The 12,971-nt window shown below is 69.8% G+C and carries 9 protein-coding genes; 4 read left to right on the forward strand and 5 right to left on the reverse strand.

The window, feature by feature from the left end:
• A complete protein-coding gene (locus HV701_RS04150; RefSeq protein WP_175131813.1) occupies positions 1-408 on the forward strand; it encodes a hypothetical protein in 408 nt (135 codons plus the stop codon).
• A gap of 20 nt (positions 409-428) precedes the next feature.
• On the opposite strand, the gene HV701_RS04155 is transcribed toward HV701_RS04150, so the two are convergent.
• A complete protein-coding gene (locus tag HV701_RS04155) occupies positions 429-1,313 on the reverse strand; it encodes a GlxA family transcriptional regulator (protein ID WP_420867806.1) in 885 nt (294 codons plus the stop codon).
• Between the two features lie 90 nt (positions 1,314-1,403).
• Here HV701_RS04155 and HV701_RS04160 point away from each other — a divergent pair, with 90 nt between their 5' ends.
• Entirely contained in the window at positions 1,404-2,108 is a 705-nt protein-coding gene (locus HV701_RS04160; protein ID WP_175131815.1) for a DJ-1/PfpI family protein, read from the forward strand.
• Here HV701_RS04160 and HV701_RS04165 read toward each other — a convergent pair.
• On the reverse strand, positions 2,065-2,547 hold the full coding sequence (locus HV701_RS04165; protein ID WP_175131816.1) for an Lrp/AsnC family transcriptional regulator: 483 nt from the start codon (positions 2,545-2,547) through the stop codon (positions 2,065-2,067). The two genes, HV701_RS04160 and HV701_RS04165, sit on opposite strands and share 44 nt — an antisense overlap.
• A gap of 132 nt (positions 2,548-2,679) precedes the next feature.
• On the opposite strand from HV701_RS04165, the gene HV701_RS04170 reads away from it, so the two are divergent.
• Entirely contained in the window at positions 2,680-3,309 is a 630-nt protein-coding gene (locus HV701_RS04170) for a LysE family translocator (RefSeq protein WP_175131817.1), read from the forward strand.
• Between the two features lie 82 nt (positions 3,310-3,391).
• Here the strand turns inward: HV701_RS04170 and HV701_RS04175 are convergent, their stop codons facing one another.
• Positions 3,392-5,290 (reverse strand): ABC transporter ATP-binding protein, encoded by a 1,899-nt coding sequence (locus tag HV701_RS04175; protein ID WP_175131818.1) that lies wholly within the window; start codon positions 5,288-5,290, stop codon positions 3,392-3,394.
• Positions 5,291-5,559: 269 nt separating this feature from the next.
• Complete coding sequence (locus HV701_RS04180) at positions 5,560-6,558, reverse strand: LysR family transcriptional regulator (RefSeq protein WP_175131819.1); 999 nt, start codon at positions 6,556-6,558, stop codon at positions 5,560-5,562.
• Positions 6,559-6,709: 151 nt separating this feature from the next.
• On the opposite strand from HV701_RS04180, the gene HV701_RS04185 reads away from it, so the two are divergent.
• A complete protein-coding gene (locus HV701_RS04185; RefSeq protein ID WP_175131820.1) occupies positions 6,710-9,301 on the forward strand; it encodes a penicillin G acylase in 2,592 nt (863 codons plus the stop codon).
• On the opposite strand, the gene cydC is transcribed toward HV701_RS04185, so the two are convergent.
• Positions 9,267-12,881, reverse strand: coding sequence for a thiol reductant ABC exporter subunit CydC (cydC, locus tag HV701_RS04190; RefSeq protein ID WP_175131821.1), 3,615 nt, complete (start codon positions 12,879-12,881; stop codon positions 9,267-9,269). The two genes, HV701_RS04185 and cydC, sit on opposite strands and share 35 nt — an antisense overlap.
• Positions 12,882-12,971: the final 90 nt, after the last annotated feature.

Genomic DNA, 12,971 nt, shown 5'->3' on the forward strand with positions numbered 1-12,971 from the left:
ATGGCCGCGCGCGCCCGTTGGGCCTGGGCCGGGCTGATGGCGCTGGCATTGATGGCCGGCTGCGACGAACGGCCCGCGCCGTCCGGTCTCGACCCGCAATCGCTGCGCGACCTGGCGCCCGAACACGAGTTCAGGGGCCGTCTGAACGGCCAGGCGGTGCATCTGGTGGTGAGTGATTGCGTGGTCTACCTGGACGAGGCCGATCCCGCGTCCGGCGCACGCCGCTGGGTCAAGGTGCTGGAACCCGAGTTCTATCCGTCGCTCATGTCCTGCGCGCGCCAGAGCCTGCAGGCCAAGGCCCCGGGCGTGGAGGCATTTGTCGGCCGCCAGGCCCTGGGGGCAGGCGGCTGCTGCAGCAGCGGCGGACGCTATTACTCCACCGATGGCCGCAACTGGACCAGGCGCTAGCGGGACGCGCTATTGGCGCATCACGCCTGGGCCGGCTGGCCGTAGTCCGCCAGCGCGCGCCGGGCGGCCTTTGCCGACAGCTTGCCGGCGGCGCCCAGCGCGCTGGCGCGCTCCTGCCGCAGTTGACGCAGCACCTCGCTCGGCGTCACGCCGAAATGCGCCACGAACTTGCGTTGGAAAGTGCGGCGCGACATGTGGCAGGCATCGGCCATGTCGTCGACCGACCAGCGCGCCGAGAGGCTGGCCTCGATTTTCTCCACCAGGTCGCGGAACGGCGCCGCCAGGCGATCCTGCAGGCGCAGCGACTGGCTGTACTGGCGCTGGTCGCCGTTGCGGCGCATGAAGACCACCAGGCGGCGCGCCACGTCCTGCGACACCCGCGCGCCCACGTCGCGCTCGATCAGCGCAAGCGCCAGGTCGATGCCCGCGGTCACGCCGGCCGAGGTCCAGACGTTGCCGCTCTCGATGTAGATGCGGTCGTCTTCCACCCGCAGTCCGGGGTGCAGTTGACGCAGCCGGTCGGCCGAGCGCCAGTGCGTGGTGACGCGGCGGCCGTCGAGCAGTCCGGCCGCGGCCAGCAGAAAAGCGCCGGTGCAGACGCTGCAGGTGCGGCGCGCCTGCGGGCTGCGGCGCCGCAGCCAGGCCAGGGTTTCGCCATGGGTGCTGGCCGAGTCGATGCCTGGCCCGCCCGGCACGAACAGCATGTCGATCGGCGCGTCATCGTCGCTGGCGAAAGTGGCGCTGACCTGCATGCGCAGGCCCTGGTCCCAGGTGCTGACCACCGGGCGGGCGGCCACGGTGCTCAGATGATAGCCGGCGCCGCCTTCCTCGTTGGCGCTGCTGAATGCCTGCCACGGACCGGCCAGGTCAAGCGGCTGGAAACCGTCGTACACCAGGAAGACAATGCGTTTTGGCGCGATTGTGCCGCTGTTTGGCGCGCGCGCGCCGCGGTCCCGGTCTACGCTGGAGGTTCCGTTCTGCCAAGGAGCATCGTCGTGCATGTGAATATTCTCTTGTTCGAAGGGCTGACCCAGCTGGATATGACCGGGCCCTACGAGGTGCTCGCCGCCGCGCCCGGTTTCAGCATTGATTTTGTCGCAAAATCGCCGGAACCGGTGCGTAGCGATCGCGGCCTGTGCTTCGTGCCGACCCGCACGCTGGCGTCGGCGCTGCCCTGCGATCTGCTGGTGGTGCCGGGCGGGCCGGGCACGGATGATGCCATCCTCGACCCGGATTGGGTGGCGTTCACGCGCCGGCAGGCGTTGGGCGCGCGATACGTCTTCGGTATCTGCACCGGATCGCTGCTGCTGGGCGCGGCCGGCCTGCTGCGCGGCAGGCGCGCCGCCAGCCATTGGCGCGCTCGCGAGTTGCTGGCGCATTTCGGCGCCGTGCCGACCGAGGCGCGGCTGTGCGTGGACGGCAATGTCTTCACCGCCGGCGGCGTTACCTCGGGCATCGACATGGCCCTGAAGGTGGTGGCCACGTTGTGCGGTGACGAGGCCGCCAAGCTGATCCAGCTGCAGATCGAGTATGACCCCGAGCCGCCATTCCCGGGCGGCACGCCCAGGACCTCGGAACCGGCCATCGTGCAGCGCTACCTGGCGCAGTCGCAGGCGCGCTTCGAGCAGCGCAGCGCCAAGGTGCGGCAGGCGGCGCTCAATGCCCCAGGTGGTCCAGCGGCAGGGGACTCTGCGGCTTGACCGTCTGGATCGCGAAATTGCTGCGGATGTCCTTCACGCCGGGCAGCTTCAGCAGCGTGCCCAGCAGGAAGCGTTCATAGCCGCGCAGGTCCGGCAGCACCACCTGCAGCAGGAAGTCCGATTCGCCCGACACCAGGTGCGCCGCCACCACTTCGGGCAGGGCGCAGACTTCCTTGCGGAACTGCTCGGCATCACGCTCGTGGTGGCGCTCGACCTTGACCCCGACGAATACCGTCAGGCCCAGCCCGACCTCGTCCGGCGCCAGCCGGGCCTCATAGCCCTGGATCACGCCGGCTTCCTCCATCAGCCGCACCCGCCGCAGGCAGGGCGAGGGCGACAGGCCGATCTGCTCGGCCAGCTCGACATTGGTCAGTCGGCCATTCTGTTGGAGGGCCTCGAGTATGCGCCGGTCGTAGGCGTCCAATTGGCGTTTTGGCATGGAATAAAAATAATGGGATTTTGATTGGTTGGATATGCCAATCATGTTATTCAAGTTGGCAGGAATAGCAAGCACATGCCGATGCCTTTTCCCTAGAATGATCGCCATTTCCAGCAGCACGGAGCGTGGCGTATGGCCGACATGGCGTTGTTTCTCGGGGCATTGTTGATTGTGTATGTGGTGCCGGGGCCGGACATGATCCTGCTGCTCGAAACCGGCGCCCTGCGCGGCCGAGGCCCGGCGCTGGCGGTGGCGGTGGGCCTGGCCCTGGCGCGCGCCGCCCACGTGACGCTGGCGGCGTTGGGGCTGGCGGCGCTGTTCAAGGCGCATCCCTGGGCCTTCGATGCGGCGCGCACCGTTGGCGGCGGCTATCTGATCTGGCTGGGCGCGCGGCTGCTGCGCGCGGGGCCGCTGTCGTATGGCGTGGCGCACGAGGCGCAGGCGGCCGCGCGCGGCAGGGGGGTCGGCGCGGCGTTGTTGAGCGGGGTGTTGACCAATGTTCTCAACCCCAAGGCGCTGCTGTTCTGCTCGGTGCTGCTGCCGCAGTTCGTGTCGCCGGCGCAGGGCGCGATCGGCCAGCAGTTCGCCCTGCTGGGCGTGATCTTGGTGAGCCTGGGGTTGACCTTCGATGTGCTGTGCGCCCTGGCGGGCGGCGCGCTGGGCCGCTGGATGGCGGCGCACCCGCGCGTGCAGAAGTGGCAGGGCGCCGTATTCGGCGGCGCGCTGATCGCCTTCGGCCTGCGGCTGACGTTGAATCGCTGAGGCCGCCGGTCCACGGCGATCCGCGCGCTGCCCAGGCCGTGGGCGGCCATGAAATGGGCCTGACGCGAGTCAGGCCCTGCGCCTACTTGCCGAACGCGAAGGACGCTTCGTCCTGATCCTGCTCCTCGCCGGCGGCCGGCGCCGGCAGGGGGCGGGCGCCATCGGCCAGCAGTTCCGCCTGCGTCAGGCCCTTGGTCAGTTCCAGGGCCTGGCGCTCGAACAGGCGCCGGTACAGGCCGCCCTGCAAGCGGATCAACTGGTCATGGCTGCCTTCCTCGATGATGCGGCCGCGGTCCATCACCAGCAGGCGGTCGAGCGCGCGCACCGTGGACAGCCGGTGCGCCACCACCAGCGTGCTGCGGCCGACCATCAAGCGCTCCATGGCCTGCTGGATCAGCACCTCGCTCTCGCTGTCCAGGCTCGACGTGGCCTCGTCCAGGATCAGGATCGGCGCGTCCGCCAGGAAGGCCCGGGCGATCGCCACGCGCTGGCGCTCACCGCCCGACAGCTTGACGCCGCGCTCGCCCACCAGCGTTGCGTAGCCCTTGGGCAAGGCCATGATGAAGTCATGCGCGCTGGCCTGCCGCGCCGCCTGCTCGATCTCGGCCTGCGAGGCGCCGGGGCGGGCGTAGGCGATGTTCTCGGCCAGGGTGCGGTGAAACAGCACCGGCTCCTGCTGCACGATCGCGATCTGGCTGCGCAGCGAGGCCTGCCTGACCTGGGCGATGTCCTGCCCGTCGATGGTGATGCGGCCGCCGTTGACGTCGTACAGGCGCTGAATCAGCTTGATGAAGGTGGTCTTGCCCGAGCCCGAATGCCCGACCAGGCCGACCCGCTCCCCCGGCGCGATGCGCGCCGAGAAGCCCTCGTATAGCGGCGCTTCGTGGCGGCCATAGCGGAAGGTGACGTCCTCGAAGCGGATCTCGCCGGCCGTGACGCGCAGTGCACCGGCGCCGGGCCGGTCGTCCACGCCCAGCGGCTGCTTTTCCAGCGCGACCAGCTCTTCCATGTCGTTGACCGAGCGCTGCAGGTTGCGGATGTGCATGCCCACGTCGCGCAGGTGGCCCTGCAGCATGAAGAACATGGTCAGGGCGAAGGTGATGTCGCCGACGCTGGCCTGGTTGCGCGACCACAGCCAGAGCGATGCGCCCAGGATGCCGGCCTGCATTGCCACCAGCATCGCGCCCTGCACGCCGCCGTTGAACGTGGCGCGAATCCAGGTGCGGCGCGTGCGGCGGCGCCACTTGTCGACCACCCGGTCCAGGCGCGCTTCCTCGCGGGTCTCGGCGCCGAAGGCCTTGACCACGGGGTTGCAGCTGACCGCGTCGGCCAGCGCGCCGCCCATGCGCGTGTCCCAGGCATTGCCCAGCCGCGCCGCCGGCGCCACGTAGCCCAGCGACAGTGTCGCCGTGACCGCGATGTACAGCACCGACCCGATGCCCACCACCAGGCCCATCACCGGCCAGTGGATGCCCAGCAGCACGGTGGCGCCAAGCAGCATGATGATCGACGGCAGCAGCGCCACCAGCAGCGTGTCGTTCAGCAGGTCCACCGCCCACATGCCGCGGGTGATCTTGCGCACGGTCGAGCCGGCGAAGCTGTTGGCGTGCCAGTCGGTGGAAAAGCGCTGCACCCGGTAGAAAGCATTGGAGACCATGCCGTTCATCATCTTCAGGGTGAAGACGATGATGTTCTGGAACACGGCCTGGCGCAGCAGCGTGGCGCCGATGCCCAGCGCGATCAGCAGCCAGAACGCGGTGATGGCCGCGCCCCAGACCTGCGCGTCGGCCGCGGCGCCGGAAGCCACCGCGTCGACCAGCCGGCCCGCGTACAGCGGGGTCAGCACGTCGGCCACGGCCGACAGCAGCGCCAGCGCGACGATGAAAGCGGTGCGCCACGGCTGGGCGCGCCAATAGCGGAAGGTAAAGCCGAGGACGTCCTTGAAGGCTTGTCCTCGCAGATCGATTTTTGTTCGATTCATTGCGATCGCCCGGCAACGCGAAGGCGCCGGATTCCTTGTGGGAAGAAGGTGATACGACCTGCGCCTCGCGGCGCGGGCATTGCGTTCAGGGGGGTAGGGCGGGCACGGCGGACCAGTCGCCAGGTCGTCTGGCGATGGGGCCGCGCGGGCGACGACTTAATGGCGTCGCGGAGATACGCGCGGGATGGCGGTATGCGGATTCATCATCTTGCGCCTCCCAGGTGTAGGTGAAGGAAAAAAAGAATGGGCACAGGCCCGAATTGAAGATTCTATAGAAGTGGTGTAAGCGCATCAACCGCGCCGGCGGTGGGGGATTGCGCCATGTGGGTTTTTTTCCACGGCGCGGGCTGCTTGGGCCGGAATGCGGCGAACTCGCTCCAGCATTGCCGGGTGAAGGTGTACAGCGCATCCTGCGCCTTCAGCGGGCTGCGGCCGGCCAGGCGGGCCAGGGCGTAGTGGCCCTGGCGTTGGGGGTCGGGCGCGAGCGGCACTTCGACCAGCAGGCCGGCTTCCTGTTGCGGGCGGGTGATGCAGAGGACGCCGAGCAATAGCGTGTCGGTGGTGAGGGCCAGGCGCGCCAGGGCGTCGAGGTTCTCGCAGCGCACGGTGACCATCTGCTCGGGCGCGCCGGCGGGGCCGAGGGTTTCGGCCAGGCGCAGGGACACTTCGGGGCTCAGGGTGCTGGAGGCGACGGGATATTGACGGATGTGGTCGATGGTGGGGCGGCGGTGGGCCAGAATGGGATGGCCGGCGCGGCACACCACGCCGGCCCGCAGGGGAGCGAGCGGGCGGGTCTCGAGGTCGGCCGCGCTGTAGAGCATGCGGGCGTCGCAGACCATCGCATCGATGCGTTCGGCGCGCAGCAGCTCCAGCAGGGCGCCGGTGGCGCCGAGCTCGGTGGTGACGCGCACATGAGGGTGATGGGTCGCCATGTGCGCCAGGAAGGGCGTCAGCAGCAGCGAGGCGGGGGCGGGGCTCAGGCCGATCGACAGGGTGCCGGATTCGCCGCCGGCCAGGGTCTTGAGTTCGCGGCGCAGCTCGGTTTCCTCGTAGCGCATGCGGCGGGCGCGTTCGGCCACGCAGGCGCCGTAGGGGGTCAGCCGCACCTGGCGGGTGCCGCGGTCCAGCAGCGGCAGGCCCAGTTCGGCTTCCAGTGCCTGGATGCTGCGGCTGAGCGCGGGCTGGGACAGGTTGACCTTGTCGGCGGCGCGCGAAAAGGTGCCGTGTTCGACCACCGCGAGCAGGTGCTTGAGTTTCTGAAAGTCCATGTTGCAACCGCATGAATCATATGAATCAAATGCATTGGAATTATAGTTGGCGGCTCCGTATCATGGTTCGCGGACGGCGCCCGGCAGAGGCGCCGCCGATCGCCCGCGGCAGGCTCGCGGCGCGGACCCATTCGATACGGAGACAGATTCAATGAAGCAGCAATGGTTGTCGGCCGCCCTGTTGGCGGCCAGTTCGTGCCTGCCCGCGATGGCGGCGCAGCCGGTGGCGCCAGCCGCCGGCCAGACGTCCGAGGCGGTTGCGGCACGGCCCCAAACCGCCGATGGCAAGGTCACGATCCGGCGCGATGCCTACGGCATGCCGCATGTCTATGCCGACACGGTGTACGGCATCTTCTACGGCTACGGCTACGCGGTGGCGCAGGACCGGCTGTTCCAGATGGAGATGGCGCGGCGCAGCACCCAGGGCCGGGTGGCCGAGGTGCTGGGCGCCTCGATGGTGGGCTTCGACAAGTCGATCCGCGCCAATTTCTCGCCCGAGCGCATCCAGCGCCAGTTGGCGGCGCTGCCGGCCGCCGACCGCCAGGTGCTGGACGGCTACGCGGCTGGCATGAACGCCTGGCTGGCGCGGGTGCGGGCCCAGCCGGGCCAACTGATGCCCAAGGAATTCAATGACCTGGGTTTCGCGCCGGCCGACTGGACCGCCTACGACGTGGCGATGATCTTCGTCGGCACCATGGCCAACCGCTTTTCGGACGCCAACAGCGAGATCGACAACCTGGCGCTGCTGACGGCGTTGAAGGACCGGCATGGCGCCGCCGATGCCATGCGCATCTTCAACCAGTTGCGCTGGCTGACCGACAGCCGCGCGCCGACCACGGTGCCGGCCGAAGCGGGCAGCTACCAGCCGCCGGTGTTCCAGCCGGACGGCGCGGACCCGCTGGCCTACGCGCTGCCGCGCTACGACGGCACGCCGCCGATGCTCGAGCGGGTGGTGCGCGACCCGGCCACGCGGGGCGTGGTCGACGGCGCGCCGGCGACGCTGCGGGCGCAACTGGCCGCCCAATACGCGCAATCGGGCCAGCCCGGCATCGCCGGCTTTCCGACCACCAGCAATATGTGGATCGTGGGCCGCGACCACGCCAAGGACGCGCGCTCGATCCTGCTGAACGGCCCGCAGTTCGGCTGGTGGAATCCGGCCTATACCTACGGCATCGGCTTGCACGGCGCCGGCTTCGACGTGGTCGGCAACACGCCGTTCGCCTATCCCAGCATTCTGTTCGGCCACAATGCACACGTGACGTGGGGCTCGACCGCGGGCTTCGGCGATGACGTCGACATCTTTGCCGAAAAGCTCGATCCCGCCGACCGCACGCGCTATTTCCACGACGGCCAATGGAAGACGCTGGAAAAGCGCACCGACCTGATCCTGGTGAAGGACGCGGCGCCAGTGACGCTGGACGTGTACCGCAGCGTGCATGGCCTGATCGTCAAGTTCGACGACGCGCAGCACGTGGCCTACGCCAAGGCGCGCGCCTGGGAAGGCTATGAACTGCAATCGCTGATGGCCTGGACCCGCAAGACGCAATCGGCCAACTGGGAACAGTGGAAGGCGCAGGCGGCGCGCCATGCGCTGACCATCAACTGGTACTACGCCGACGACCGCGGCAACATCGGCTACGCGCACACGGGCTTCTATCCCAGGCGCCGTCCGGGCCACGATCCGCGCCTGCCGGTGCCCGGCACCGGCGAGATGGACTGGCTGGGCCTGCTGCCGTTCTCCACCAATCCGCAGGTCTACAACCCGCGCCAGGGCTTCATCGCCAACTGGAACAACCAGCCGATGCGCGGCTACCCGTCCACCGACCTGTTCGCCATCGTCTGGGGCCAGGCCGACCGCTACGCCGAGATCGAGACGCGCCTGAAGGCCATGACCGCGAACGGCGGCAAGGTCAGCGCGCAGCAGATGTGGGACCTGATCCGCACCACCAGCTACGCCGACGTCAACCGCCGTCATTTCCTGCCGTTCCTGCAACGCGCGGTGCAAGGGCTGCCGGCGGATGATCCGCGCGTGCGCCTGGTGGCCGGCCTGGCGGCCTGGGACGGCATGATGACCAGCGAGCGCCAACCGGGTTACTTCGACAACGCCGGCCCGGCGGTCATGGACGCGTGGCTGCGCGCCATGCTGCGGCGCACGCTGGCCGACGAGATGCCGGCCGACTTCTTCAAGTGGTACAGCGCCACCGGCTACCCGACACCGCAGGCGCCGGCCACCGGCTCGCTCAACCTGACCACCGGCGTCAAGGTGCTGTTCAACGCCCTGGCCGGGCCCGAGGCTGGCGTGCCGCAGCGCTATGACTTCTTCAACGGCGCGCGCGCCGACGACGTCATCCTCGCGGCGCTGGACGATGCGCTGGCGGCGCTGCGCCAGGCCTATGGCCAGGATCCGGCGGCATGGAAGATCCCGGCGCCGCCGATGGTGTTCGCGCCCAAGAACTTCCTGGGCGTGCCGCAGGCCGACGCCAAGGCGGTGCTGCGCTATCGGGCCACGCAGAACCGCGGCACCGAGAACAACATGACGGTGTTCGACGGCAAATCGGTGCGCGCGGTGGATGTGGTGGCGCCGGGGCAGAGCGGCTTCGTCGCCCCGGACGGCACGCCGTCACCGCACACCCGCGACCAGTTCGACCTGTACAACACCTTCGGCAGCAAACGGGTGTGGTTCACGGCCGATGAGGTGCGGCGCAACGCTACGTCGGAAGAGACGTTGCGCTACCCGCGGTAAGGTCGCGCGCACCCTGGTGGCTGGCAAGCCTGGCGTACACGCCTTGCTTGCGCAGCAACTGGTCGTGCGTGCCGGCCTCGGCCAGCGTGCCGTTGTCCAGCACCAGGATCAGGTCGGCGTCGCGGATGGTGGCCAGGCGGTGCGCGATCACCAGCGTGGTCCGGTGCCGCATCAGCACCTCCAGCGCGCCGCGCACCTGCAGTTCCGACAGGGTGTCCAGGTGCGAGGTGGCCTCGTCCAGGATCAGCACCGGCGCGTTCTTCAGGAAGGCGCGCGCGATCGAGATGCGCTGGCGCTGGCCGCCGGACAGTTGCATGCCGCGTTCGCCGACGCGCGTGGCCAGGCCGTCGGGCAGGCTGCGCACGAAGTCGCCCAGGGCCGCCTGTTCGAGCGCCCGCGCCAGTTCCTCGCGGCTGGCGTCGGGGCGCGCCAGGCGGATGTTGCCTTCCAGCGTGTCGTTGAACAGGTAGGTGTCCTGCGTCACCAGCGCCACGCGTTCGCGCAGGCCGTCCAACTGCATCTGGCGCACATCCACGCCGTCGAGCCTGACCGTGCCCTGGCGCGGGTCCCAGAAACGCAGCAGCAGGCTGGCCACGGTGCTCTTGCCCGCGCCCGAGGCGCCCACCACCGCCACGGTGGCGCCGGCCGGCACGGTGAAGCTCAGGTCGCGCAGCGTGTCCTGGCGCTTGCCGGGATAGGCGAAATACACATGATCGAAGGCCAGCGACAGGCCGTGCGGCGCCACCGGCGGCGGCAGCGGGCCGTCGCTGACCGGTTCGGGCTCGTTGTTGACCACGTGCAGGCGGCGCGTGGCGGCAATGGTGTCGGCCAGCTGGCGGCTGACCTGCGAGATCTCCGACACCGGCAGGAAGGTCGCCAACGCGATCAGCACCAAGAGCGGCAGCATGCTGGCCGAGAGGGCGCCGGCCGACACCTGCAGCGCGCCGACCACGGCCACGGCCAACCCGCCCAGGCCCATGGCGGTCTCGAACCAGGCGGTCTGGCGCGACAGGTCGCGCAGGATATCCAGGCGGCGCGCGCGGTACTGGTCGGCCACCTTGAGGAATTCCTCGCGCCGGCGGCCGGTGGCCTGGAACGCGGTCAGGTCGGCCAGGCCCTGGATAGTGTCGGTGGTGTGCGCGCTCATCTCGCCCAGGGCGTGGCGGGCGCGGTCGCCCAGCGCGTCGACCTTGCGGCGGCCGCGCACCGGCGACACCAGCGCATAGGCCAGGAACGGCAGCAGCGCCAGCGCCACCGGCCAACTGTAGAAGGCCAGGAAGCCCAGCACCGACAGCGGCACCAGCACCGAGACGATGGCCGGGGCGATGGTATGGGCGTAGAAGTACTCGACCATCTCCACGTCCTGCGTCGCCAGCGCCACCAGGTCGCCCGAGCGGCGTTGCAGCAGGTAGGCGGGCGCCAGCCGTTCGAGCTTGTCATAGAGCTTGACGCGCATGTCGGCCAGCAACTGGTAGGCCATGGCGTGCGCCAGCCACGATTCGAGCCAGTGGAACAGCGCGGCCAGCGGCGCGGCGGCCAAGAGGCCGATGATCAGCGCCGAGGTATCGCGACCGTCGCGGATGGCGGCCACCACCAGCGCGCTGAGCACACCGACGCCGATGAAGGCGGCCACGCGCGCCACGCCCAGCAGGATGGTGGCGATCAGGGTACCGCGCCAAGGCTGCACCACCGACAGCAGGGTGGCCAGCGTGGCGCGCCAGCCGACCTGTTCGGCGTCGGCGTCCAGCGGGCGCAGCGCCGGGCCCTGTCCGGTGCCGTCCGCATCGCCGTCGGCGTCGCGCGCCGCGGCGGCCTGGGCGGTGGCGGCCACGGGTGGGGCGGTCGGCGCGGCCAGCGCCACGGCCTGCTCGTGCATCAGGCGGTAGTACAGGCCGCGCTGGCGCATCAGCGCGTCGTGCGGGCCTTGCTCGACCACGCGGCCTTGGTCCAGCACCAGGCAGCGGTCGGCGCCGATCACGCTGGCCAGGCGGTGCGCCAGGATCAGCGTGGTGCGGCCGGCCATCAGCCGGTCCAGCGCCTGCTGGATCAGCGCCTCGTTCTCGGTGTCGACCGACGACAGCGCCTCGTCCAGGATCAGGATGGGCGCGTCGCGCAGCAGCGCGCGGGCGATTGCCACGCGCTGGCGCTGGCCGCCCGACAGTTGCAGGCCGCGCTCGCCGATGCGGGTGGCGTAGCCCTGCGGCAGCGCCATGATGAAGTCGTCGATGTTGGCGGCGCGGGCGGCGGCGCGCACTTGTTCGTGGCTGGCGTCGGGCCGGCCCAGCCGCAGGTTGTCGTCGATGGTGCCGTGGAACAGCGTGATGTCCTGGCTGACCAGCGCCATCTGGCCCAGCAGCGTTTGCGTGTCGAGCTGGTTGACGTCATGGCCGCCGACGCGGATGGCGCCGGCCTGCGGCACGCATTCGCGCAGCAGCAGGCGCACGATGGTGGACTTGCCGGCGCCGCTGGGGCCGACGATGCCGACGCGTTCGCCGGCGGCAATGCGGAACGACAGGCCCTGGTGCGCGGGCCGTTGCGGCGAGTACGAGAACGCGACCGCGTCGAATTCAATGGTCGGATCGAGCCGCGCGGGCGCAGCGCCCGCCTGTACGGCCGGGGCGGCGGTCAGCGGTTGCGCGTCCATCAGCGCGTGGATGCTGGCGGCGGCCGATTGGCCCAGCATGCCCCGGTGCAGCACCGCGCGCAGGTCGCGCAGCGGCCGGAAGATCTCGGTGCCGGCCATCAGCACGATCAGCAGCGCTTCCACGCTCATGTCGCCGGCGGCCACGCGCCAGGCGCCCACCGTCAGCGCCAGCGCGGCGCCCAGCGCCACGCCCAGGTCGCTGATGCCGCGCGTCAGCAGGCTCACCGACAGCACCCAGAAGGTGTTGTCGGACAGGGCCCGGGCGCGCGCGGCCAGGCGCCGGCCGAAGGTCTTGCCCTGGCCATACGACTTGAGCGTCGGCAAGCCCTGCACCGCGTCCAGGAATTCCTCGCCGAACGCATTCAGCGAACGGGTGCGCGCCAGGCTGGCGCGGCGGTCCAGCATGTGCACTGCCATCGGGCCGAACAGCGCGAACAGCGCCGCCACCAGGAACACCAGCGCCGTCGGCACGTCCCAGAAGGCGATGACGGCGAAAATGGCGAACGGCGCGGCCGCGGCAATGGCGACCTGCGGCAGGTACTGGCCGAAGAAGGTCTGCAGTTGCTCGACGCCATCGACGACCGTCAGCATCACGCCGCCGGTGCGCTGGTTGGCGAACCAGGCCGGGCCCAACGCCACGATGCGGTCGTAGAGCCGCGCGCGCAGCGTCTGCTGCACCTGCGCCGAGCAGCGGTTGGCCTGCACCGTGCGCAGGTGGTCGAGCAGGGCGCGCAGCAGCACCATGGCGCCGACGCACAGCGCCGGCGCCAGCCAGTCCCGCCACGGCGCGCCGTCGAACACCCGCGCCAGCAACTGGCCCAGGAAGACATAGCGGGCGATGCCCGCCGCCAGCGCCAGCAGGCCCAGGAAAATGCCGCCCGCCATGCCGGCGCGCAGTCCCGCGGTCAGTTGCCAAAGCCTCGAATCGAAATACATATCAATGCTCCCTCCAGAGCCTGCATGGTCACGCATCCGGCGCCCGCGCGATAGCGATAGTTATTCAATCATGGGTTGAGATAAACTCAA

Source organism: Achromobacter pulmonis (genome assembly GCF_902859765.1).
Taxonomy (GTDB): Bacteria; Pseudomonadota; Gammaproteobacteria; order Burkholderiales; family Burkholderiaceae_B; genus Achromobacter; species Achromobacter pulmonis.